This is a genomic window from Blastopirellula sp. SH421 (genome assembly GCF_057808535.1).
The window spans coordinates 4,176,931-4,199,614 of record NZ_CM173712.1; the positions used below are offsets into that span (position 1 = coordinate 4,176,931).

Annotated in this window: 22 protein-coding genes; 15 read left to right on the forward strand and 7 right to left on the reverse strand. The window is 56.8% G+C overall.

Translation table 11 applies throughout. The features are described from left to right. Window positions 1–35: 35 nt before the first annotated feature. Genes yidD through SH421x_RS16945 form a run of 3 tightly spaced genes read right to left on the reverse strand, consistent with a single transcriptional unit; the run spans window position 36 to window position 1,607 of the window. Window positions 36–284 (reverse strand): membrane protein insertion efficiency factor YidD, encoded by a 249-nt coding sequence (gene yidD, locus SH421x_RS16935; RefSeq protein WP_488850707.1) that lies wholly within the window; start codon window positions 282–284, stop codon window positions 36–38. Then, a complete protein-coding gene (gene rnpA, locus SH421x_RS16940; RefSeq protein ID WP_488850709.1) occupies window positions 281–658 on the reverse strand; it encodes a ribonuclease P protein component in 378 nt (125 codons plus the stop codon). The genes yidD and rnpA overlap by 4 nt, the downstream gene beginning before the upstream one ends. A 4-nt stretch (window positions 659–662) precedes the next feature. After that, window positions 663–1,607, reverse strand: coding sequence for a DnaJ C-terminal domain-containing protein (locus tag SH421x_RS16945; RefSeq protein ID WP_488850711.1), 945 nt, complete (start codon window positions 1,605–1,607; stop codon window positions 663–665). Window positions 1,608–1,780: 173 nt separating this feature from the next. Here SH421x_RS16945 and SH421x_RS16950 point away from each other — a divergent pair, with 173 nt between their 5' ends. Both SH421x_RS16950 and SH421x_RS16955 read left to right on the forward strand, forming a co-directional pair. Continuing rightward, a complete protein-coding gene (locus SH421x_RS16950) occupies window positions 1,781–2,218 on the forward strand; it encodes a MarR family winged helix-turn-helix transcriptional regulator (protein ID WP_488850713.1) in 438 nt (145 codons plus the stop codon). Window positions 2,219–2,375: 157 nt separating this feature from the next. Beyond that, window positions 2,376–2,885: a DinB family protein gene (locus tag SH421x_RS16955; RefSeq protein WP_488850715.1), complete on the forward strand. Its 510-nt coding sequence runs from the start codon at window positions 2,376–2,378 to the stop codon at window positions 2,883–2,885. A gap of 47 nt (window positions 2,886–2,932) precedes the next feature. Here the strand turns inward: SH421x_RS16955 and SH421x_RS16960 are convergent, their stop codons facing one another. Beyond that, window positions 2,933–3,595 carry a metal-dependent transcriptional regulator gene (locus SH421x_RS16960; RefSeq protein ID WP_488850717.1) on the reverse strand — a complete coding sequence of 221 codons (663 nt, stop codon included), beginning with the start codon at window positions 3,593–3,595 and terminating at the stop codon, window positions 2,933–2,935. Between the two features lie 137 nt (window positions 3,596–3,732). Here SH421x_RS16960 and mch point away from each other — a divergent pair, with 137 nt between their 5' ends. Then, window positions 3,733–4,683 carry a methenyltetrahydromethanopterin cyclohydrolase gene (gene mch, locus SH421x_RS16965; protein WP_488850719.1) on the forward strand — a complete coding sequence of 317 codons (951 nt, stop codon included), beginning with the start codon at window positions 3,733–3,735 and terminating at the stop codon, window positions 4,681–4,683. 35 nt (window positions 4,684–4,718) lie between these two features. Here the strand turns inward: mch and SH421x_RS16970 are convergent, their stop codons facing one another. Next, window positions 4,719–6,557, reverse strand: a complete 1,839-nt coding sequence (locus SH421x_RS16970) for a WD40 repeat domain-containing protein (protein WP_488850721.1) — start codon at window positions 6,555–6,557, stop codon at window positions 4,719–4,721. 280 nt (window positions 6,558–6,837) lie between these two features. After that, window positions 6,838–7,206, reverse strand: a complete 369-nt coding sequence (locus SH421x_RS16975; RefSeq protein ID WP_488850723.1) for a hypothetical protein — start codon at window positions 7,204–7,206, stop codon at window positions 6,838–6,840. A gap of 178 nt (window positions 7,207–7,384) precedes the next feature. Between SH421x_RS16975 and SH421x_RS16980 the strand changes: the two genes are divergently transcribed. The 10 genes from SH421x_RS16980 (at window position 7,385) to SH421x_RS17025 (ending at window position 18,376) form a co-directional block, all read left to right on the forward strand. Further along, window positions 7,385–8,293 carry an ATP-grasp domain-containing protein gene (locus SH421x_RS16980; RefSeq protein ID WP_488850725.1) on the forward strand — a complete coding sequence of 303 codons (909 nt, stop codon included), beginning with the start codon at window positions 7,385–7,387 and terminating at the stop codon, window positions 8,291–8,293. A gap of 47 nt (window positions 8,294–8,340) precedes the next feature. Continuing rightward, window positions 8,341–10,029 (forward strand): fatty acid CoA ligase family protein, encoded by a 1,689-nt coding sequence (locus tag SH421x_RS16985; RefSeq protein ID WP_488850727.1) that lies wholly within the window; start codon window positions 8,341–8,343, stop codon window positions 10,027–10,029. Between the two features lie 491 nt (window positions 10,030–10,520). After that, window positions 10,521–11,492, forward strand: a complete 972-nt coding sequence (locus SH421x_RS16990) for an MJ0042-type zinc finger domain-containing protein (RefSeq protein ID WP_488850729.1) — start codon at window positions 10,521–10,523, stop codon at window positions 11,490–11,492. 23 nt (window positions 11,493–11,515) lie between these two features. Further along, window positions 11,516–12,502 carry an NAD-dependent epimerase/dehydratase family protein gene (locus tag SH421x_RS16995; protein WP_488850731.1) on the forward strand — a complete coding sequence of 329 codons (987 nt, stop codon included), beginning with the start codon at window positions 11,516–11,518 and terminating at the stop codon, window positions 12,500–12,502. A 91-nt stretch (window positions 12,503–12,593) separates the two neighbouring features. Further along, window positions 12,594–13,847: a beta-ketoacyl-[acyl-carrier-protein] synthase family protein gene (locus tag SH421x_RS17000; RefSeq protein ID WP_488850733.1), complete on the forward strand. Its 1,254-nt coding sequence runs from the start codon at window positions 12,594–12,596 to the stop codon at window positions 13,845–13,847. 25 nt (window positions 13,848–13,872) lie between these two features. After that, a complete protein-coding gene (locus tag SH421x_RS17005) occupies window positions 13,873–14,124 on the forward strand; it encodes an acyl carrier protein (RefSeq protein WP_002653823.1) in 252 nt (83 codons plus the stop codon). A 76-nt stretch (window positions 14,125–14,200) separates the two neighbouring features. Further along, window positions 14,201–15,592 carry a phytoene desaturase family protein gene (locus tag SH421x_RS17010; protein WP_488850736.1) on the forward strand — a complete coding sequence of 464 codons (1,392 nt, stop codon included), beginning with the start codon at window positions 14,201–14,203 and terminating at the stop codon, window positions 15,590–15,592. 86 nt (window positions 15,593–15,678) lie between these two features. After that, entirely contained in the window at window positions 15,679–17,130 is a 1,452-nt protein-coding gene (locus SH421x_RS17015) for a phytoene desaturase family protein (protein WP_488850738.1), read from the forward strand. Window positions 17,131–17,136: 6 nt separating this feature from the next. After that, the gene (locus SH421x_RS17020; RefSeq protein ID WP_488850739.1) at window positions 17,137–17,568 is read left to right on the forward strand and encodes a 3-hydroxyacyl-ACP dehydratase FabZ family protein; all 432 of its coding nucleotides are present in this window, start codon (window positions 17,137–17,139) and stop codon (window positions 17,566–17,568) included. A gap of 4 nt (window positions 17,569–17,572) precedes the next feature. After that, the gene (locus SH421x_RS17025; protein ID WP_488850741.1) at window positions 17,573–18,376 is read left to right on the forward strand and encodes an enoyl-ACP reductase FabI; all 804 of its coding nucleotides are present in this window, start codon (window positions 17,573–17,575) and stop codon (window positions 18,374–18,376) included. A 151-nt stretch (window positions 18,377–18,527) separates the two neighbouring features. On the opposite strand, the gene SH421x_RS17030 is transcribed toward SH421x_RS17025, so the two are convergent. Further along, entirely contained in the window at window positions 18,528–19,628 is a 1,101-nt protein-coding gene (locus tag SH421x_RS17030; protein ID WP_488850743.1) for a 3-oxoacyl-ACP synthase III, read from the reverse strand. A 587-nt stretch (window positions 19,629–20,215) separates the two neighbouring features. On the opposite strand from SH421x_RS17030, the gene SH421x_RS17035 reads away from it, so the two are divergent. Together SH421x_RS17035 and SH421x_RS17040 are read left to right on the forward strand one after the other, a co-directional pair. After that, window positions 20,216–20,977 (forward strand): gamma-glutamyl-gamma-aminobutyrate hydrolase family protein, encoded by a 762-nt coding sequence (locus SH421x_RS17035; RefSeq protein ID WP_488850745.1) that lies wholly within the window; start codon window positions 20,216–20,218, stop codon window positions 20,975–20,977. Window positions 20,978–21,242: 265 nt separating this feature from the next. Next, window positions 21,243–22,460: an anhydro-N-acetylmuramic acid kinase gene (locus tag SH421x_RS17040; protein ID WP_488850747.1), complete on the forward strand. Its 1,218-nt coding sequence runs from the start codon at window positions 21,243–21,245 to the stop codon at window positions 22,458–22,460. The last annotated feature ends 224 nt before the right edge of the window (window positions 22,461–22,684 follow it).

A 22,684-nucleotide genomic window follows, 5' to 3' on the forward strand; every position in this document is an offset into this window, starting at 1 on the left:
CTGATAGCACCGTCAAGAGCGATTTGCGTCATGATTTACGGAGGATCGTAGCCACCGCGGCTAAACGGGTGGCAGCGACAGATTCGCCAGGCGCCGCGCACAGCGCCGCTCAGCGGACCGTACTTTCTGACAGCAGCGATGAAGTAGTGACTACAGGTCGGCTGGTAGATGCACTGCCGGCCAAAGATGGGACTCAGAAAAAACTGATACAGACGAACCGCGAAGATCATTGACTCCGCTAGCAACCCATCCAAAGCTTGCCACAAAAATGCTAGCCCGCTCATTCGGCGGCCCCGCGCTGGGTTAGCTTCTTTCTCGCCCGCCGTGCGGTATCAACCAAACTGCGGCACAGTCGCTCTAGCGGCGGCTCGCTCGCAGCACGTGGGATCACCACCAGATCACAGTTCTCTGGCAGTCGCGCCTGCTGAATCCGAAACGCTTCGCGCAGACGTCGCTTCCAACGATTGCGACGGACGGCGTTGCCTACTTTTTTGGAAACGACCAATCCCAGCCGCGGTCCCTGACCATCATTCTCGGCGATATAAATGACCAAAATGCCATCGGCGGCCGAACATTTGCCAGCAAAGACATGATCAAACTGAGCCGTTCGCAGCAAACGCTGCGATTTGCCGAATTGGAGCCCCCCTTGGTTGTTCATCCGCTCACCAAGTCAGTTCTTTACGCGGATCATCCGGGTAAAGCTTGCCCAGCTGGCGAATCCACTCCTGTGCTTGCTCATCAAGCTGAGCGGGCATTTTGATCTGCAATTCGGCATACAAATCACCAGGCTCTCCCGACTTGGGTTTGACCCCTTGGCCGCGAATCCGCAAGCGTTTGCCGCTGGAAGAATTGGGCGGAACAGTCAGCGTGATGGTTCCATGCGGCGTGGGAACATCAATCTTGCCTCCCAAGGCTGCTTCTTCCAAGGTGATCGGGACCTTCACCTCTAGATTTTTGCCGTTTCGCACAAAACAGCGATGCGGATCGATATGGACGTTGATCAAAATATCGCCGGCCGGTCCGCCACCGGGGCCGGGTTCTCCTTGTCCGCGGAGGCGAATTTTCTTTCCTGCTTCAATCCCGGCTGGGATCTGGGCCGAGATTGTCTCGACGCTGTTGCCGCGGCGAACACTGAGCATGACCTCGCCCCCTTCGACCGCCGTGCGGAACGGGACCGTCACTTCATGGTGCAGATCCGAGCCGCGAACCGGAGCCGAGCGTGCGCGTCGCCCTCCTCCGCCGCTGGTAAATTGGCGAAAAATGTCCGAAAAACCACCGCTAGCTTCACCACCACCCCCAAAGATATCGCTGAAGTCAAACTCTTCGCCTGCTCCTCCGGCGCCGCTGGGACGTCGCCAAGACCCACCTTGCGGGCCGGCGCCCATCTGCTCGAAGCCGGGCCCATATTGATCGTACTTGGTCCGCTTTTCGGAATCCCCCAGCACATCGTAGGCGTTTTGAATCTCTTTAAAGCGATCTTGCGCCTTCTTATCATCCGGATTGACGTCTGGATGGTACTTCTTAGCGAGCTTCCGATAGGCCTTCTGAATTTCATCAGCAGTGGCCGAGCGCTGGACGCCCAAAGTTTTGTAGAGATCTTCTGGCATGGAGCTTAGGCGTTCTAAAGGCCCTAAACCGTTGCGGTAAAATCCGTTACGATTTGCGAAAAAACGGGAACGCCTATTGTAGAGAGCAAGCGATCGATCAATCAAGACGCTTGACCCGGCGAGAGGCCGATACCTAGAATTTCGTTTGCTAGAACACCATTTATTTGTAGCCTATGACGTTTTGTCTTGAAAACTCGCTCTCGTTTCAGCTGGGAGTCGCGATGCGCCGCGTTACGCGGCTCTATACTGAAGAACTCGCCCCGTTCCAGTTGACTCCCCCGCAGCTTTATTTGCTGATTTGCCTGCAGCAAAACGAAGGCTGCAGACCGCGGGAAATCGCCAATTTAATCTGCGCAGACGCCAGCAGTATCACCAGCTTGCTGGATCGGAGCGAGCAGGCGGCTTTGATCGTGCGAAAGCCAGACCCGGTCGATCGTCGATCGCTTCAGATCTATCTGACCCCCATTGGGCATCAACGACTTGCAGAAGTGGCGCAAACTGTGGAATCGTTAAACCAGCGCATTCGCCTAGAACTGTTCCACGATTTTGACCACGATCAGGTCAACATGTTTCTCGCGATGCTCCGCGGCATCGGAAAAGACGGAGAGTGAGCGGCCGAACAGGAAAAAGTCGCGCGAACCCGCAGGCGTTCCCTGTCGAATGTCGCCTGAAATGACGAGCCCACAACGCTCCTCGAAAAGTGATTCAACCCCTGGTTCTTCGCACCTCCAAACACGACATTCACCAAGAATCGCGGATAAAAACCGGATGACTCCCAAACAGCGACTACGTAAGCGACTCACCTCGGCGCGGGCTTTTACCGAGCGTCTGCTGGAAGATTTTCATACGCCGCAAGAGTGGACGCAGCAGGTTTGTGACCAGACCAATCATGCCCTCTGGATCGCTGGTCATTTAGCCCTGACAGACAACTTCTTTCTGACGCAGGTAGCTCCCGAAAAAGCGGTATCAAAAGACGACTATCAAACGCTGTTTGGAGTCGGCTCGCGGCCGGTCGCCGATCCCGAGCATTATCCTCCGGCGGCAGAAGTCCTGGAATACCTGCGCGATCGTCGCGCCACCTTGCTGGGTGAGTTTGATGCGTTTGATGAAGCGGCGATGTCCAAGCCCACCCCGGACGGAACGCCTGATTTTCTGAACGACATCGGCGCCGTCTTTGAAACCGCTGTCTGGCACGAAGGAATGCACACCGGGCAACTATCGGTCGTCCGCCGCTCTCTGGGCTACGAACCAATCAACGCGCCGCAACCGCAGGTGTAGTTAAACCAACGTTGGGTCCGCACAGCGGACCCAACGACGAGAGCGCTTTACGTGATGGCCGAAACCAACAATTTCTCCGCCGCGTCTAGCCCCAAAGTGGTCTGCCGGCCATCGACTTCGATGGTGAGCACGCCGGCTTCAGCGCGAAACGCGATGATTTTCCCTTCACAGCCGGGGGCAAGCGATTCTTCGGTCAAATACCGCAAAAAGTCGGAGGATTGATCCATCACGCGAATCAAGCGAAAGGGGTGCGCCGGGTCCCATTTTGTCAATTTTTTTGAATCGACGCTCACCATACTGCCGTCGGCCCTGGGGATCGGATCGCCGTGCGGGTCGGTGTCGGGATGGCCCAGAAACTCGTCAATTCGATCGACCAACAAGTCGCTGACGGCATGCTCCATATGCTCGGCCTCTTCGTGGACTTCGTCCCAGGTCAGATCGAGCGTGCGCACCAAGAAGAGTTCGATCAGGCGGTGACGACGCAGCACACGCAGCGCCAAGGTTCTGCCTGACTGCGTTAGGCTCACTCCTTCGTACTTCATGTACTCGGCCAAACCGGCTTCGCTCAAAGTTTTTAGCATACTGGTGACGGTCCCCGGCGAAACCGAGAGGGCAGTCGCCAACTCTCCGGTCGACGCGGCGTCTTTGTCGGCGCGGGTGCAGACTTGGTAAATTGCTTTTACGTAATTTTCGATCGTCAGATTGTGCACTCAGATCTCCTTCTGGTGGCGAGCGCCAATTCTACGAAGACCAGGACGCGGTAACAATCGACCCTGCGCCAGACTTGCAAGTAACTCGTTTTGCTGAAACAACATGGATTAGTAAATTCATCCTCGGAGCCCCTCTCTTGAACCTTAACCAACGTGCTTGGGACGTAGCACAGGCAATAGTTGACCAGCCTGAACAATATCAGGCGATTCTTAGCGAAAGCCGCTGCGGCGTGCAGATCTTGGATCTGGGAGTCAACGCGCTCGGTGGACAAGCAGCCGGAATTAAACTGGCCGAAGTCTGTCTGGCCGGACTGGGAGAGGTCCGTTTGGTATCTGGCCAACTGGCCGGCGCTGCGCTTGACGTGCAAGTCAAATCCGATCAGCCGGTGATCGCATGCATGGGTTCTCAATACGCCGGCTGGAAAGTGCAGCAAGGAGACTACTTTGCGATGGCTTCCGGCGCAATGCGAGCCTGTGCCGGCAAAGAGCCGCTGATCGCAGAACTCGGTTATTCGGAATCGGGCGAAGTCGCCGTCGGCGTGTTGGAAACTTCACAGATTCCACCCGATGAAGTTTGCGCCAATCTAGCGAAACAATGCAGCGTCGAACCGCAACAACTACGGCTGTTGGTCGCGCGAACCGCCAGCATTGCCGGACACGTGCAAATCGTCGCGCGCAGTGTTGAGACCGCGCTGCATAAATTGCACGAACTTCATTTTGATCTGCGCAAAATTGTCCGAGCCGCAGGAATCGCTCCGCTTCCTCCATTGGCCTCCAACGATGTGCAAGGAATCGGCCGCACCAACGATGCCATTTTGTACGGCGGTCAGGTGACGCTGTGGGTTGAAGCAAGCAGTAATGAAATCGCCGAAATCGGCAGCCAACTTCCCAGCAGCAGTTCGTCCGCTTATGGAACGCCGTTTGAGAAGATCTTGCGAGACGCCAAGTTTGACTTCTATCAGATCGACCCGATGCTCTTCAGCCCGGCCCAAGTCACTTTTATCCATGCCAAGACCGGCCAGCAGCAAACCTTTGGGCAAACGTCGGTAGAGTTGTTGCGAGAAAGCTTCGGCCTCGCCACTGCGTAAGGTTCGCTGGGCACACAACGAGAAGTCAATGGAACCTACCGTTGCTCGCTTGGTTTGGTGGCGATCGTATCGAATCCGCCGCCCATCGATTGCAGCCGTTCAAAGGCGACGCCCATCAAAATTTCTGGGTCGAGTTGGCGGAGCATCACCTCTTGCTTTTCATTCGCTACGGCGATCCATTGTCCATCCGCGGAGATCGCGACCGCGGCGGTTTGACCGGGGATTTGCGGCAAGATGACGCCGAGCGCCACTTCTGATTTGCCGGTGAGGTTCGTGCGACGAATCGATCCTTGCAGATCGATCGAAACCAGGGCGCCATCCGGTAAAAATCGGACCATTTGAATTGGCTGTTCGTGACCAACAACCGGAGTGATCCGGTTGGCGTTCCAACCGATCACTTTGATTTCGCCCTGTTCGCCGCCGATCGCGATGTTTCCTTTCACAAAGTCAACATCCGCCGCCAACGGGGTCATCTTCAGCGTTGTGATCACCTCTGGATGAATCATTTCACCCAACTGCCAACGACGCACCACGCACTCGGCGTTGTCTGCTGCCGAAACAGTCACCAACTGCGAACTATCCGACGAAAAGAAAACGCGATCGGTCACTCCATGTTGCGCTCGCATCGCGACGGTCATCCGATCGCCGCTTTTTGGATTGAGCCGCCAGAGCTGCACAAATCCATCGGCCGAAGCGGTAAACGCCCAGCGTGAATCAGGGCTCAACACAGCCGCATGGACGCGACCAAAGTGTTGCCCCAGCGTTTGCGTCACATGCGGATGCCCTGTGGCCTGCAAATCCCACAACAGGATTTCGCTAGGACTGCCTGGCGCCGCTTGAGCGCTGGAGAGCAACCAGCGCGAATTAGCGCTAAAATCCAGCGACAGCACGCGCTCGTCATGGCCTGACAACACAACCGGCGATTGCCCGACGTCGTTGGCCTGTACGTCCCACAAACAAATCGTCGCATCAAAGCTGGCGGTCGCCAACTTGCGGCAATCAGGTGAGAACTTGACCTGGCTCACGCGACTCCAGTGAGCTTCCAACGGAATCGCCACGCGCGGCCCCTGAAGCGAGTGGAGAATAGCCAAGTTATCATCGCCGCCGCTAGCCCAGAGCGAACAATCAGCGCTAATCGCCAGTGAACGGATCGTGTCGGAGTGCCCTGATCGCTCGATTTGGGCCTGATCTTGCAGCTGGTCAAACAGCACCTGAACGGCGCCTGCGGCGGGATGCTGATTTGTGGCTTTGGCAATTTGAACCGACTCGGCCGCCAGCATCAGCGAGCGAGCAGGCGCCGCTTGTTCGATCCGGGTCGCTTCATCCGCTAGACGTAGCGAGAGATCCCGACGCGCCTCCAAGCGAGCTTGATCCAACTGCTTACCGATCGAGCGTGAATTGATCTGGGCCGAGTCAACCAGCAGTTGCAATTGTTCGTTTCGCGATTCGGCTTGCTTGCGCGTCACCGCGTGCGCGGCGCGTTCGTCGGCCAGTTGCCGCTGCGCGACAACGCAATTTTGCGTCGCATGCGCGGCGAAACCAGCAACCCCCAACAGTGCGATCAGAAAACAAGTGACCGCTCCCCAGTTCTCCTGCGCCCAATGCTGCATCCGCCGTGAGAGGGGCGGCAATTTTCGCTCGATCGGCTTGCCCGACAGCCAGCGATCAAGCGGATCTTCAGGCGTATTGTCGCGCGGCGAACTAGCGTGCGCAACGGTCAGCTCTGGCAGCGGATCAGCACGCTGTTGCGCCAATTCGATCGTCATGCCGCAACCGTGGCAGTTCCACAAATCGCGGATGCTATCTTCGTCGCGCTGAAGTGCCGTCCCGCATAGCGGGCAATCGGCTTTGCGACTCGTTGGCCCCGTTTGCATATTCGATTCCGCCTGCCCGTCGCTGCACCCTGAAACGTTACTCGGCCCTTGCCGCCGAAATAACAGTGTTTGCTGATGTAGGAATTGATCGGGTTTTAACGCACAGCACGCGGCATGAAACGAAGTTGGGTGGGACAACTAGCTTGGCCGCCCAAGTCACGCTAATCGAGAAAGTCCCCTCCTAACGCGCAGCTTGCCAAGAAACGAGGACAGGACGTGCGTTGCTAGCACATCCTGTCCGGAGACGTCTTGCCCAAAGTGCGGCCGCAATCCTGGAAAATTAGGCCGCTCGGCGTCGTGGAGTGATGCCGGGCTGTTTGTCGGAAAGATCTTCGGACTTGATGCCCCACGAAGCTTTCTTGTTTTGCAACGCTTCCAGCAGTTCGGTAAGCGTAACGGTGCGATTTTCGATTTCTAACGGGATCTCGCTGCCGGGATCGCAGTAGAGATCGACCGCGTCATCTTCGCTCATCAGGTGATCCAATTCGCGAAGCAGACCATCGCGAACGGCCTGACGAACCAGATGGCCGCGTGATGCAGCGACGCTGCGTCCGGCGTCACCCAGGTTCTCGTTGGCGCGTTGCACCAGAGCAGGCAAGTATTCGCTCGGAATCTCGACGGTTTTCGGTACGTAGACTTTGACTTGCATTTTTTCGGTTCCCGACCCTGAACTTAGACTTCGGCTTGCTGCCCTTGGGTTTGCGGCCACGGCTAGCGTGCATTGGATTCTGTCATTATGGTGATCGGCAGTTTGACTCTAACGATTGAAGTGATTATTTGCGATTTCGCGATTATTCCACCTCAGACCCCACTTCTGGCCATTCCCTATGCCAAAATCCCCTCTGCGGGTTGGATTGCTTGCCGCTGCTGACAGCTGGTACGGTCAAGATCTGTCGCGTGCGGCGGCAACTTTGCGGGATCTCGAAATCAAGTGGGTCGACTTCCGCCGTCTTCAGGCGTTGGTCGCTAGCAGCGTCAGCTTTTCCTACGCCGAAAGCCAGGACGCGCAAGCTTTGCACGCACTGCTGGTCCGCACGATGCCGCTGGGCAGCCTCGAGCAAGTCATCTACCGCATGAACTGGCTGGCCGAGTTGCAGCGGCAAGGGGCCGTGGTCCTGAACTCACCGCGAAGTCTTGAAATCTCGATCGACAAGCATCTAACCCTCTCGCGCTTGGCCGAGCGCGGTATTTTGGTACCTCCCACCTATCTGTGTGAAAGCTGGGAAGATGCACTGGCCGCCTACGAAATGCTAGGGGGAGATGTCGTCATCAAACCACTGTTCGGCGGCGAGGGCCGCGGGATCTTGCGCGTTGAGTCTGTCGACTTGGCCGAGCGCGTCTGCAAAACCTTGTCGCGGACCGACTCGGTTCTCTTCCTGCAGAAATTTATCCCCCACGATGGCTACGACATTCGTGTCCTGTCGATTGGCGGCAAAACTTGGGGGATGACGCGGCATAGCGACACTGATTGGCGAACCAATGTGCAGCGCGGAGCCGTGGCTCGCCCCCATCTGCCAACCAGCGAACAATTGGAGATCGCCGCGGTAGCGCTCGATGCGATCGGGCTTGAGATGGCCGGCGTCGATCTGCTGCCTGCACGCGACGGAAATCTCTATTTGTTAGAAGTAAACGGCGTCCCCGGCTGGAAAGCGCTGGCCGCCGCTTGTCAGGCCGACATCGCCGCCGAGCTGCTTTCCCACGTTCGGGCGGTTGTGAAGAGTCGCTCGGAGGCCTAGATTACCGAGCTTTGATCCCTTTCGCTTCTAACGGAACGGTAACTTTCGTGGCGATCGTCGCTTCGTCAAACTCTAAGAACGTCGGGCTTCTCCTCGCGCAAGTCGCCGCGGAGCAAGGGGATGCGGTTGCGATCGCCACGCCTGGCCGACGCGCTGCCGATGGTCGGCGGATTTATCAAACGATCACCTTCGCCCAGCTCGAAGCCGATAGCACGCGCCTAGCGGCCGGTCTGGCACAGATGGGAGTGACCCCCGGCACGCGACTCGCGCTGTTAGTGAAACCGAGCATCGACTTTGTCTCGCTGGTCTTTGCACTATTCAAAGTGGGCGCCGTCAGCGTGCTGATTGATCCCGGAATGGGTCGCAAGAATCTGCTTCGCTGTCTTGATCAGGTCGAGCCGGAAGGCTTTGTCGCGATCTCGATGGTCCAAGCGGTTCGCGTGCTGATGGGACGGCGGTATGCCCGCGCGAAAAAGAACGTCACCGTCGGCCGCCGTTGGTTCTGGGGAGGTCCGACTATTGAGGACTTGCGCAAATCAGACGCATCCCAGTTTCAGCCGTTTGCCGCTGCTGCCGATGATCCGGCGGCGATCATCTTTACGACCGGCAGCACCGGTCCGCCCAAAGGCGTGTTGTTCCGCCATGAAGGTTTCTACGAACAAGTTCAGCAGATTCGTGATCGCTACAACATTCAGCCCGGCGAGATCGACTTGCCTGGTTTTCCATTGTTCGGCTTGTTCAACAGCGCGATGGGCGTAACCTCAATCATCCCTGAGATGGACGCAAGTCGCCCGGCGGCAGTCAATCCACTGAACATCATCGAACCAATTCATGATTGGCAAATCACCCAGTCATTCGCCTCGCCGGCCGTCTGGAACAAAGTCGGACTCTACTGCGAGCAGCACGAGATTCGCCTGCCATCGTTAAAACGTGTGCTCTCAGCCGGCGCGCCGGTTCCCCCGCATGTGCTGCGAAGGATGAAAAACGCGATTCACCCTGACGGCGATATCTATACGCCGTACGGAGCTACCGAAGCGCTGCCGATCGCATCGATCGCCGCCAGCGAAGTGCTGGAGGGGACAGAGCTCGCTTCGCAGCAAGGCGCTGGCACATGCGTCGGACGACGCTTTAGCGGCATCCAGTGGCGCGTCATCCGCATCACCGACGAGCCCCTTGCCACACTTGACCAGTGCGAAGCGTTGAACGAAGGCGAGATCGGCGAGTTGATCGTCACCGGCCCGGTAGTGACCCACCGTTATTTCACCAGTGAAGCGGCGACCCAAGCGGCCAAGATCGCCGACGGCGCGCGGATCTGGCATCGCATGGGCGATGTCGGTTATCTGGATGCCGAAGATCGATTTTGGTTTTGCGGCCGCAAGGCGCATCGCGTGCAAACCGCCGATGGCGACATGTTTACGATTCCCTGCGAAGCGATCGCCAACAATCACCCTAGCATCTTCCGCAGCGCGCTGGTCGGAATCGGCGAGCCGGGCGAACAAGATCCAGTGATGATCGTCGAACCCTGGCCTCAACACTATCCGCAATCGAGCGCCGCGATCGACACATTATTGGCCGAAGTGCGTCAGTTATGCGCCGCACACGCGCTGACCGAAACGATTCACGACTTCCTGCTGCACCCCGCATTTCCGGTTGATATTCGCCACAATGCCAAGATTTTCCGGGAAAAGCTCGCGGTTTGGGCCGAGGAGCGTCTCGCGGAACCGTCACACGATTAAAATAGACGCGTCATACAGACGGGAGCCCTGGTCCGCGTCAATTGCGGTTTCGATTCAATGGCAAGAGTCCGGTGTTGGTACGACTCCCCAGCAATCGTAGCCCGAGGCGCGAGTTTTGAAGTTGCGCTATTCGACCCCAAAAAAATGGAACGCGGTAAAGCCAAGAAGAAAGAACGGAAAAACGCGGTAGGAACTAAGTCGAAAACGTTCACACTAGCCCGCAGCGCCAGCGAGGGAATCCGCTTGGCGATGCCAACTCGGTCTGAACTAGCGACCGGATTCCCTCGCTGGCGCTGGCGGGCTAGTGTCCTAGCGGTTCGAAATAGCGCAACCTCAAAAGGCGCGAGCCCGAGGGAATGCTGTCGGCGACTTCAAATCATGTTCGAGGCGCTTGACCCGTTTCCCTCGGCTCGCGCCTCGGGCTACGATGGAAAATCGCTACGAAGAGAAGAGAAACGCCTCTTTCACTTTTTCTAAAAGCACACGCCACCATGCAATTGCGATGTCCTCACTGTTCGACCGTGCTCGAAATCCAATCGCCTGCCGGAACTCAGGTGCAGTGTCCAACCTGCAGCGGCGTCTTTATGGTTCCCGATATGCCGGGTGCGCCGTCCGCTCCGGCGGCGCCGTTGATTCAAACGCGCCCGAAGCCTCCAGGGCGCAAATCAGCACCGGCGCCGGTCAAAAAGCAGTCAACGGGCACGCCTGGCGCTGAGGGTGAAGATGGCGCCGAAGCAGAAGAAGGCGTCTCGTTCTTTAAGCAGCATGAGAAATTGATCTTTAACATCGTCGCCGGCGGCGTTGGCGCGGTGGCGCTCTTTTTCGTCTTCGCCGTGGCAAAATATCTGATCATGGGAAGCGGCGGCGGCGGCACAGAAACGGAAGTTGTCGCTACCGAGACCAACACGAATGTTGGCAACAAGATTCAAGACGTGCTCGACAAGTCCGAAAACGACCCCAACTATTTCATCAATTGGTCGGACGCCACCAAAAAGGCTTTGTACATCGATGGCCTGCGAGTCAAAGTCCATCATGTCGAATGGGGCGAAGTTCGCGGTCAAGACGAACAGGGCGAGCTGGTAACATCAGGGCGGCCTTTTATGGTCGTCTTTCTCGAATTGGCGAATCGCTCTAACAAACCTATCGACTTCAAAACCTGGTACGGCACCGAATTCAAGTCGCCTGCCGGCTTCCGTACCGCGCAGATTTCGGACGAACAACGCAACACCTACTATCCGCTCAAATTTGACGACATCGCCAAGTTGAAGTGGAACACGCCTGCGAAAACGTTTGAGCCCCAGGAAGAAGGGACTGATTCGGTCGTCTTCGACGTGGGCGAAGACTTCAATCCCCAAACGGTGCAAAAACTCTATCTCGACCTGCCTGGGCAAGCCGTCAGCGATGGCAAGGGAGGCTCGTTTCGCTTTGAGGTCCCACGATCCATGATCCAGGGTCTCGACTAATTTTGGAAAGCAGGACAAATCGGGTGCGAGCGCTTGTCACCGGCGGCGGCGGTTTTCTCGGACGATACATCGTTGAGCAACTCCTTGCGCGCGGCGATCAAGTCCGCGTCCTGGGACGGCGCGACTATCCTGATCTGGGCGCGATGGGTGTTGAGTGCCTACGTGGTGATGTCGCCGATCCGCAAATTGTCCAGCAAGCCTGCGCCGGGATGGACGTTGTATTTCATACCGCGGCAATCGCCGGCATTTGGGGACACTGGGAAGATTTCTACCAAGCCAATGTTGTCGGGACGCAAAACATCTTGTCCGGTTGTCGCCAGCACGGCGTCGGCAAGTTGGTTTATACCAGCAGTCCCAGCGTTACGTTTGACGGAACCAATCAAAACGGGGTCGACGAGTCGGTTCCTTACCCGACTCGCTGGCTCGCACATTATCCCCACAGCAAGGCGATCGCCGAGCGACAGGTCTTGGCCGCAAACGAGCCGGGTAAATTACTAACCTGTGCGCTGCGTCCCCATCTGATTTGGGGGCCGCGCGATCAGCATTTGATCCCCCGCTTGCTAGAGCGAGCCAGAAGCGGCAAATTACGGATCGTCGGCGATGGTAAGAACCTGGTCGACATGATCTATGTCGAAAACGCCGCCGTCGCCCATCTGCAAGCAGCCGATGCGCTGGCTGCCGGCGCAGCGATCTGCGGCAAGACGTATTTCCTCAGTCAGGGGGAGCCGGTCGTTTGCTGGGATTGGATCAACCAGCTGCTGGAATTGGCCAAAATTCCTAAACTAGAACGGAAAATCTCGTATCGCGCCGCTTACACGATTGGCCAAATGCTGGAGACCGCGTATAGAATTGCGCGAAAATACGACGCCGAACCGCGGATGACCCGATTTTTGGCGGCTCAACTTGCTACCAATCATTATTTTGATCTCTCGGCGGCGCGACGTGATTTTGGCTATCAACCCAAAATTAACCAGGAAGAAGGGATGCGGCGTTTGGCCGAAACCCTCTAATCGACCTCGCTTCATTCATCGTGCGTATCTTGTCAACGCGCAAGCAACGCGGTAGTTTGGACTGTTTCTCTGGACTCTTCGGTAGTAGTTCATGATCGCGGGCCCCGACCAACTTCCGGATTCACAACGCATCGTTATTACAGGGATCGGCCTGACCGCTCCGAATGGTAATTCGTATGCGGACTACCGGTCTGCGCTCTTGGCGGGCACAAGCGGCGTACAAAACTATCACATCCGTTATGTTGGCGACACGCTGGCCGGCATCTGCGACTTTGAAGCGACCCGCTATCAAACCAAACGCGAAGTTCGCCGCGGTACGCGAGCCGGCAGCATCGGCATCTACTGCGCATCCGAAGCAATCGCCGACTCGGGCGTCGATTGGGAAAATACCGACAAAAGCCAAGTCGGCGTCTACATCGGCGTCACGGAGCACGGCAATGTCGAGACCGAAAACGAAGTTTACGAGCTGAAGGGATACGACTACGACACCAGTTGCTGGTCGCATCACCACAATCCGCGCACCGTCGCCAATAACCCGGCCGGCGAAATCTGCCTAAACCGCGAAATCACCGGCCCCCATTACACCATCGGCGCCGCTTGCGCCGCTGGTAATGCCGGGCTGATCCAAGGCGCCCAAATGCTGCGTCTAGGCGACTGCGATCTGGCGCTTGCCGGGGGGGTGTCTGAAAGCATCCACACCTTTGGCATTTTTGCCGGTTTCAAAAGCCAGGGCGCCCTTGCGCATCACGATGTGCCTGAACTAGCGTCACGCCCCTTTGACAAAGCCCGCAACGGCATCGTCGTGGCCGAAGGGGGCTGCGTTTATGTGTTAGAGCGTCTGTCGGACGCCAAAAAACGGGGCGCCAAGATTTACGGTGAGCTGGCCGGTTACGCGATGAATACCGACGCGACCGACTTTGTGCTCCCCAATCCTGAGCGTCAGGCCCAATGCGTGGAACTGGCGCTAAAGCGAGCTGGCCTGGTTGCGGAACAAATAGACATTGTCAGTACGCATGCGACCGGTACAACGCTAGGGGACTCGCAGGAATGCGACGCGCTCCGCCGTGTGTTCGGCAAAAGCACCAAAACCTACATTAACAATACAAAAAGCTTCATCGGGCATGCGATGGGAGCGGCAGGCGCATTGGAAATGTCAGGCAACTTGCCGGCGTTTGAAGATGGCGTCGTGCATGCGACGATCAACGTCGATGACCTCGATCCCGAATGCCAACTGCCGGGTCTCGTAATTAACGAACCGAAAGAAATCGGGCCAGTCCGTTACATCCTGAACAATTCGTTCGGTATGCTAGGGATCAATTCAGTAGCCATTATTCGCAAAATTTAAGCGGCAACGCAGGAGATAGAACGCAGTGACGCCAGCGGAAATTCGTGAGGAAGTTCTAGATATCTTGCGCGACATCGCCCCGGATGACGACATTTCAGACATCGACGACGCGAAGCCGTTTCGCGAACAACTCGAACTCGACAGCATGGACTTTCTCGACATTGTGATGGAACTCCGCAAGCGCCACCGTGTGCAGATTCCGGAAGAGGAATACACGGAACTCGCTTCGATGGCGAGCACCGTCGCCTATCTTGAGCCGAAAATGAAAGACCTGTAGTCCAGGCCCCTCTCGGCAGCGGCGCAATTTTGCGCCGCTTGCCCTGTAACCGTTCGCATTTCCCAGCAGCAGCTCCATGTACGACGTGATCATCATTGGCGCTGGGATGTCTGGGCTGGCGGCCGGTATTCGGCTTGCCTACTACGGCCAGAACGTTTGCATCCTGGAGCGCCACTACACCATCGGCGGGCTCAACTCGTTCTATCGCATGGCCGGACGTGATTTTGACGTCGGCTTACATGCAGTGACCAACTATGCGCCCAAAGGCGATCGTCGCGGACCGCTGGGCCGCCTGCTGCGGCAGTTACGGTTCAAATGGGAAGAGTTCGCCCTCTGCGAACAACGTGGTTCAATGATCGCGTTCCCCGACGTCTCGTTGGCGTTCGACAACGATATCGAGCTGCTCAAAAGCGAGATCGCGACCAAGTTTCCCGGTAAAAGCGACGCGTTCGACCGTCTGCTCGCCAGCATCATCGACTACGACGATATCTCCGACGACAACTACGCTGGCTCGGCTCACGACATCCTCACCGAAACGCTGGGCGATCCGCTGTTGGTTGAGATGCTCCTTTGCCCGCTGATGTGGTACGGCAACGCACGTGAGCGAGACATGGACTGGGGCCAGTTTTGCATCATGTTTCGCAGCATCTTTATGGAAGGGTTCGCCCGACCATTAAAAGGGGTCCGGCTGCTGCTAAAAAACCTAGTTCGCAAATATCGTGAACTCGGCGGCGAGCTGCGCTTGCGCGGCGGCGTACAGCGGATCGTCAATGACGGCGAAAAAGCTGTCGGCGTCGTCCTGGACAGCGGCGAAGAGTTGCAAGCCCGCAAGATTATCTCGTCGGCCGGTTGGTTTGAGACGATGCGGATGTGCGGTCAACCTCAAGAGAAGCTAGAGGGTTCGCCCGGCGTGCTGAGCTTTATCGAGAGCATCTCCGTTCTGAATCAACAGCCCAGCGATGTCGGATTTGATCCCACGATCGTTTTTTACAACGACTCCAACAAGTTCCACTGGGAAATGCCTCGCGGGGAAATTTGCGACACCCGCACCGGGGTGATCTGTTCGCCCAACAACTTTGTTTACCCAGGTGACGCGCAGCTGGACGAAGGTTTTATGCGGATCACGACGCTCGCCAACTTTGAGCGTTGGACCACGATGACGGACGAAGAGTATCGCTTGGCGAAATTAAAGTGGTACGATCAAGCAGTCGCTTCAGCTGTCCGCTTTATCCCTGACTTTCGCCGGCACATTGTCGCGACTGACATGTTTACCCCCAAAACAATTCACCGCTTCACCTGGCACGACAACGGCGCTGTGTATGGAGCGCCCGAAAAGCGTCTAAGCGGCGAAACGCATCTGCAAGACCTCTACATCTGCGGGACAGATCAAGGTTTTGTCGGTATCATAGGGTCGATCGTCAGCGGCTTGTCGATCGCCAATCGACACGTCTTGCAAGCCGCCAACTAATCCATTTAGCAATCACCGCTTTCCCCTTGGCCAGCGGTCGACGCGATTACTGAACATTAGATTACGAGATCAGGTCGAGTTCACGCATGTCCAAAGATTTCCTCGCCGGCGCCAAAGACTATTACGATGTCGTAGTCATCGGCAGCGGACTGGCCGGCATGACCGCCGCCAACACGCTGGCCCGCGCCGGCCGCTCGGTCCTGCTGTGCGAGCAACACTACAAATTGGGAGGCATGGCGACCTGGTTCAAACGCCCCGGCGGCCATATCTTTGACATCTCGCTGCACGGCTTTCCAATCGGCATGATTAAAAGCTGCAAGCGTTATTGGACGCGCGAAATCGCCGACTCCATCGTGCAGCTGAAAAACATCCGGTTTGACAATCCGATGTTTTCGCTCACCACATCGTTCAATCGCGAAGACTTCACCAAGCTGTTGATCGAGCAATTTCAGGTTCCTGCCGAAACGGTCCATGCGTTCTTTGACGCGGCCCGGCAGATGAATTTTTACGACGATCAACAAAAGACGACGCGCGAGTTGTTCGATCGCTTCTTCCCCGGCCGCGAAGATGTAATCCGGCTGCTGATGGAGCCGATCACCTACGCCAACGGTTCGACCCTAGAAGATCCCGCGATCAGCTACGGCATCGTCTTCTCGAACTTCATGTCCAAAGGGGTCTTCACCTTTGAAGGAGGAACCGACCGGCTGATCAACTTGATGGAAGCCGACATGAAGCAAAGCGGAGTCGATATCCGCATTCGCTGCGATGTCGAAAAAGTGCTGGTCGAAAATGGCCGCACTTCCGGAGTCGTGATCAACGGCCGCACCATCAAAGCCGGATCGGTCGTCTCTAACTCGAACCTGCGAGCCACCGTGCTCGAACTAGTGGGCGAAGACAAGTTCGACCCCAAGTTTATCGACGAAGCGAAAGCGGTTCGACTAAACAACTCCAGCACCCAGGTCTACATGGGTCTGAAGCCGGAAGAAATGGTTCCGGAAGAGACCGGCGACCTGCTGTTTAGCAGCACCGCCGAAACCTTCCGCACCGATCTGCTGCTTAGTCGCGACATCACCAGTCGCACTTACTCGTTTTACTATCCGCGTACTCGGCCTGAAGGTCGCCCGCGCTGCTTGATCGTCTCCAGCACCAATGCTCGCTACGAAGACTGGGCGCATCTGCCGGAAGACGAGTACGAAGCAAGCAAAAAAGACCTGGTCGAAACGACGCTCGATGCGATCGAAAAATACGTTCCCAACATTCGCGATCGAGTCGACCATGCCGAAGCGTCGACGCCGCGCACGTTCCAGCACTATACCAAACACAATCTCGGCTCCAGCTTTGGCACCAAGTTTGAAGGGCTCGCCGTCAGTCGCGCGCTGCCCGATCAGTTGCCGGGTCTGTACCATGCCGGCAGCGTCGGCATCATCATGTCAGGCTGGCTAGGCGCGATCAATTACGGCGTAATCGTCTCCAACGACGTCGACGCCTATCTGCTGAAATCGGCCGAAAAGAATCCATTCGCATCCACCACAAAATAAGCTCCCATGACACGCGAAGCTATTTACGCGGCGATCCCGCACCGACCGCCGATGCTGTTGGTTGACGAGATCGTACAACAAGCCGACGACTCGATCGTTTGTCGCAAGACGTTCAACGCCGACGAATACTTTTTTCAGGGACACTACCCTGACTTTCCGCTCGTCCCCGGCGTGATCTTGTGCGAAGCGACCATGCAATGCGGCGCGATCATGTTGTCGAAATTCGCCGATGAAAGTAAAGGAGTTCCGGTCGCAACGCGTCTGAGCGATGTGAAATTCAAAAAGATGATCCGCCCCGGCGACACGATCGAGATGGAAGTCAAACTGACCGAACGCCTGGCCGACACTTTTTTCATGACCGGCAAAGCGACCTGCGAAGGCAAAGTCGCTGTTCGTTTTGACTTTGCCTGCACCATGGCGCCGACGCCGGGAATGTAATCGAGTGAGCGATTTCCTTCAACTTTCAGGCAAAACCTTCGTCATCTGCGGCGTCGCCAATCGTAAGAGCATCGCCTGGAAAATCGCCGAGTCGCTCGAAGCCGAAGGGGCGACGATCGTCTATGTCGTCCGCAGCGAAGCGCGCAAAGCAAGTCTGGCGAAGCTGCTGGCCGATCGCGAAGTACACGTCTGCGACGTCGAGCACGAAGACCAAATCGCCGCGCTGCCGGACAAGATCGCCGCCAACCATCGCATTGTCCATGGATTGGTCCACGCGATCGCATTCGCCGACTACAGCGAAGGGATGCGTCCCTTTCATGAGACCACCAAGAAGCAGTTTCTCCAAGCAGTCGACATCTCTTGCTTCTCACTCACCGCGCTGTCGAACGCGCTCAAAGATCTGTTTGCCCCCGATGCGTCGGTGGTGACCATCTCCATCTCGACCACGCGGATGGCCAGTGAGAATTATGGCTTTATGGCGCCGATCAAAGCGGCGCTCGACTCATCGCTTGCTTTTTTGGCGAAAAGCTTCAGCCAGTTTTCACAGGTTCGTTTTAACGCCGTCGGGCCCAGCTTGCTGAAGACATCCGCTTCGGCAGGTATCCCCGGCTATGTTGACGCCTACCTGTTTGCCGAGCAAGCGATCCCCCGCAAAAAAGCGCTGCAAACCGACGAAGCGGCCAACGTCGCGATCTTTTTGCTCAGCCCGCGAAGCAGCGGCATCCAAGCCCAAAACCTGGTCGTCGACGCCGGCATGTCCATCAACTACTTTGACCGCGACATTATCGAGCGGACGATGAAGTCGTAGTTGGTGCGCGGTTTTTGTGGATGCGAGACTCGTTGTAGCTCGTCCGCGCAAGCGAGCAGAATGGGGGCTGGGGAAAATGTCTAATGTCTAAATCCTAATGTCTAATAATGAAACCGAACTTCGGAGCTTCCTCTTCATTAGACATTCGTCCTTAGACATTAGACATTTTCCCCAACAACTCCCCTGCTCCGCTGACCCGCGACTTTTGCCAATTAACGCCTAGCATTACGCAGTTGATGCCAGAGCCGATGCCCAGCATTGCAACGTTGTCGCCTGCTTGGATCTGACCATGCTGCGCGCCAATCGCCATTGTGACCGGCAGTGCGGCCGAGCCGGTATTGCCCAGCCACTGAACGGTCGCAAAATCGTTTTCGACCGACAGTCCCAGTTTCTCTAGCACCAGCCGACGATGCGTCAGCCCTACTTGATGGCTGAAGGTCCGCTGAATCTCTTCGCGGCTCCAGCGAGACTTCCGCAAAAAGTCTTCAAACGTCGCGCCCCCGACTTCGATCCCTTCGACCATCAGCCGTTCTGAGTCGGTTTGCATCAGCGGGCTACCAACGCCGGTCTCGCCTGATCCAGCAATGCTATGGCACAGCTGATGATGCTGCGTATGAGCCCGGACTGCGCCGGCATGCAGCAAGTTTTGCGTTTGGCTCAACTCTCGATCGCACAGCAGCATCGCGCAGCTGGCCGAGCCAATCGTCAGCGACGCAACCGCCAGTTTGATCTGGTTGCGGGTCAGCGTCTGGTCTTCGTTCAGCGTGCGAATGGTGTTGTCGACCAACTGGCGACCATTTTCGGTTCCGACCACCAAACCGGCGCGAATTTGTCCCAACTCAATCATGCTGGCGACTTGCAACGCGCCGCTCAGCAGCCCCAGGCACGCGTTGGAGACGTCGTAGATCACGCAGTCTTGGCGTAGGCCAAGCTTATGATGGACGCGACACGCGGTCGCAGGCTCCAAATGATCACGACAAACCGAGCCATGCACCAGCGCGCCGATCTCGGCAACATCAATGCCGGCCGCTTGAATCGCATGTCGACCACTTTCGATGCTGATCTCGCTGGGCATTGTCTCTGGAGACCAAAATCGCCGCTCGCGAATGCCGGTCATCAGTTCTAACCGCCCCGCAGGCAAGCGTAGACGCTCATAAAGCGGGGCCAGACGTGCTTCTAGCTGATCGGAAGTCACAATATCGGCCGGCAAAACGTACCCGAACGACTCTAAGCAGACGTTGTGAAAATTCATGCCGCGGCCGAATAAGGCGAAAAAGAATGCTATAACCCTTCTCAATGTATAGCTTTAGGGTCGCTTGGGCAACGGCTTGCTTGATAAGAAGTGCTCTTGCCATGCTGGTGAAGTGAATTGCCATAAAACCAAGTCAACACAAGATGTTGTGCAAGCACTCACCCCTTGCCCCAAAATCATGACAGGAATTGCTAAACTCTGCGCAATCCTTAAACTCTGCGACTGTCTTGCTATCAATCTGGGCTGACTTGGACTGGTCGTTGCCCAAGACACTACGGATATGGAGGTCTGTGGTTAGCGAAACCAAAAGAGAGGGTTTCACAATAATAATTCGTCTCTGTGCGAATTCGGTCAGGGAAGGCATTCTGAAGGACTGCGGCATGCCAGCCCCTACACACCGAATTTTCGCGGGCAATCTGTATAGCTAGGTCGTGATCTTTGGACAAGATCAACACACGTGGCTATCCGAGTTGCTCCTAGAGATCGATAGGTGAAATCTGACCTGTGGTTTGCTAGCCGATGATCCGTGGTCTTGGGTAGGTCACCATTTTTCCGGCACATGATGTGCCCACACAGGAAAGTCCCAGATGCAATCCAAACCGTTGATCGGCTTGAACGCCAACTATCGCCCGGCTACCCATGACCGTCCCGCCTACTCGTTTGTCGGGGCAGGTTACTACGATTCGATTATCGCTGCTGGCGGCATTCCCGTAGTAATTCCTCCGGTAGCGGAAGCGGCTGATATGGATGCGATCCTCGATCGACTGCACGGAATCGTGTTTATCGGTGGACCCGATCTCGATCCGCATCGCGATGGATTTATGCGACATGCATCGGTTCGCACCATGGAACCGCGTCGTGAAGATCTTGATCGCCAATTAATGTCATTGGTCGTCCGTCGTCGCCTGCCGGTATTCGGCATCGGCGTTGGGATGCAGTTACTCAATATTACGATGGGTGGAAACTTGTTCTTCCACATCCCGGCTGACGTGCCGACCGCACTACCGCACAAAGACCCATTGGACGCTGGTCATCGTCACGGCCTGGAAGTAGTTCCCGGCACGATCATGGACCGCATCTATGGTGACGGCGAAGTCCGCGTCAACAGCATGCACCACATGGCGATTGATGAACTTGCGCCCGGTTTCCAAGTGGCCGCTCGTGCTCCGGACGGCATGATCGAAGCGGTCGAATGGGCTGGCGATGATTGGGTTGCAATCGGCACGCAGTTCCACCCCGAAGCCGAATCGGCCTCGGCCTTGGACCAGCGGATCTTCGAAGAATTCATCGAAGGCATCCATGCCCAATACGGCGTTTCGCGCACGCAGACCGCCACGGTAACCGTCTAGTCGCAAACAAATCTGGGGCGTTCTGCGATCGAGCCCGCACTCGGTCGCAGGACGCAACCTTTGTCGAGGCGCATCGAATGAATCTCGAAAGCGTGCCACGGCTCTGTGAGCCGTGTCTTGGTTGGTATTGAGTAAAAGTTCAGGTTACTGGACACTTCACACGGCTCAGACAGCCGTGGCACTCAAACTTACAGTGCTTCACTACACGAGACCAATTCCAATACGGCGGATTGCTACACCCATTCCTTGAAGCGAAGGGACGGCCGTGAGATCGGATACAACCATCTCACTCGAGCGGCGGCGCTGGTTTCTCGGCGCATCGGTCGGACTACGCGCCGAGACCGTTGACGGCGTCGTCATCGCGACCCGTGGACGCGGACTAGAAGCCGCTGTCGAAATTGTCAGCGAAGGTTATGTCGAACTCCCCAAACCGATCGCCGTCACGCTGCGCCGACACCTGCAAGGCGAACCGCTCGACGCCAGCGACCAGGTCGAACTGTCGCGCCAAGTCGCTGAGCTGCAAACCGTCGTTGTCGAACGCCTGCTGCACGAGGTCGATCTCGACGCGCGTCAAGTCGCAGTCGGACTTTCTGGCCCTACCGCCTGGCGACAACTGGGCGAAACCTGGGCGCCAGAAACGATCGGAGCCCCCGAGCTTGTCGCCGAAGCAACCGGCGTAACTGTCATTGACGCATTCGCCCAGCGTAACATCGCCGCAGGCGGCACCGGCGGTCCGCTTGATGCACTGCCGCTCTGGCTCCTCTTTTCTCCGCCGCAGTGGTCCAGCGCCGGTCGCCCGACGATCGTCGTCACGTTTGATGAAACGGTCGCGGCCTACTTTGTTCCGCCGCGCCGGGTCGGCGTCGAAATCCCCCCGATCTTTTGGTCGCCGGTCGCCCCCGGTCGCTTGTTGCAAGATCAGTTAGAACACATCCAACCCGCTGCAGCCGGCAAAAGCAAGTTTGAGTCAGTCTTAAACGATTGGCGAAAAATCGAATCGCTCTATCAACCTCCGATCTGGCGTCCTGACCTGTTTGACTTGCAGCCGTTCGCTGACGTTGCGAATGGTCGCGTCGACGAAAGCCAAGGCGAAGCCCTGCTCCGCCGCTTCTGGCAAGATCAAATCGTCCACGCGATTCACGCCGACTTACCCACCTCGGCCGCCGCGCAGCGAATCGTCCTTCTGGGCGAACCGCTGGGTATCGAAGAAATCGCCGACAAGATCAGCCAACAAACCGAACGAACCGTCGAAACCACGATGGACCTCGGCTGGAGCCCCCGCATCCTCGGCCCCGCCGTCGCCGCGCTATTGGCTTTCGCATTTCTCGAACGCTTCCCCGCCGACGTGACAACACTCACCGGCGCCAAAGCGGCGCGTGTGCTGGGAAGAGCGACTCCCGGCAGTCCAGCGAATTGGCAGTATTGTCTGGAGCAACTCGCGACCGCGCCATGCGGCAAAATGCCGCTGCGAAATGCGGTCTAGGCTTCTACTGCTTAACGCGTAAAGTCATCGTAGGCATCGTAGGGTGAATGGAGCAAAACCGAAACCAATCCCACCATCACCAACTAACGCAACCGGTTTTGCGCAACCCACCAAACTTGCCGAACGATCCGGCGGCAAAGGTGGGTTGCGCAAGCGGCGATGCTATTTGAAATTGGATACCGCAAATCGCTTGCTGCACCCACCCTACTGTACTGCAAATCCAC

Bases quoted from the DNA above. Each gene is read 5' to 3' on its own strand.
- yidD (WP_488850707.1), bottom strand. From the start codon at position 284: ATGAGCGGGCTAGCATTTTTGTGGCAAGCTTTGGATGGGTTGCTAGCG.
- rnpA (WP_488850709.1), bottom strand. From the start codon at position 658: ATGAACAACCAAGGGGGGCTCCAATTCGGCAAATCGCAGCGTTTGCTG.
- SH421x_RS16945 (WP_488850711.1), bottom strand. From the start codon at position 1,607: ATGCCAGAAGATCTCTACAAAACTTTGGGCGTCCAGCGCTCGGCCACT.
- SH421x_RS16950 (WP_488850713.1), top strand. From the start codon at position 1,781: ATGACGTTTTGTCTTGAAAACTCGCTCTCGTTTCAGCTGGGAGTCGCG.
- SH421x_RS16955 (WP_488850715.1), top strand. From the start codon at position 2,376: ATGACTCCCAAACAGCGACTACGTAAGCGACTCACCTCGGCGCGGGCT.
- SH421x_RS16970 (WP_488850721.1), bottom strand. From the start codon at position 6,557: ATGCAAACGGGGCCAACGAGTCGCAAAGCCGATTGCCCGCTATGCGGG.
- SH421x_RS16975 (WP_488850723.1), bottom strand. From the start codon at position 7,206: ATGCAAGTCAAAGTCTACGTACCGAAAACCGTCGAGATTCCGAGCGAA.
- SH421x_RS16980 (WP_488850725.1), top strand. From the start codon at position 7,385: ATGCCAAAATCCCCTCTGCGGGTTGGATTGCTTGCCGCTGCTGACAGC.
- SH421x_RS16990 (WP_488850729.1), top strand. From the start codon at position 10,521: ATGCAATTGCGATGTCCTCACTGTTCGACCGTGCTCGAAATCCAATCG.
- SH421x_RS17000 (WP_488850733.1), top strand. From the start codon at position 12,594: ATGATCGCGGGCCCCGACCAACTTCCGGATTCACAACGCATCGTTATT.
- SH421x_RS17010 (WP_488850736.1), top strand. From the start codon at position 14,201: ATGTACGACGTGATCATCATTGGCGCTGGGATGTCTGGGCTGGCGGCC.
- SH421x_RS17015 (WP_488850738.1), top strand. From the start codon at position 15,679: ATGTCCAAAGATTTCCTCGCCGGCGCCAAAGACTATTACGATGTCGTA.
- SH421x_RS17020 (WP_488850739.1), top strand. From the start codon at position 17,137: ATGACACGCGAAGCTATTTACGCGGCGATCCCGCACCGACCGCCGATG.
- SH421x_RS17030 (WP_488850743.1), bottom strand. From the start codon at position 19,628: ATGAATTTTCACAACGTCTGCTTAGAGTCGTTCGGGTACGTTTTGCCG.
- SH421x_RS17035 (WP_488850745.1), top strand. From the start codon at position 20,216: ATGCAATCCAAACCGTTGATCGGCTTGAACGCCAACTATCGCCCGGCT.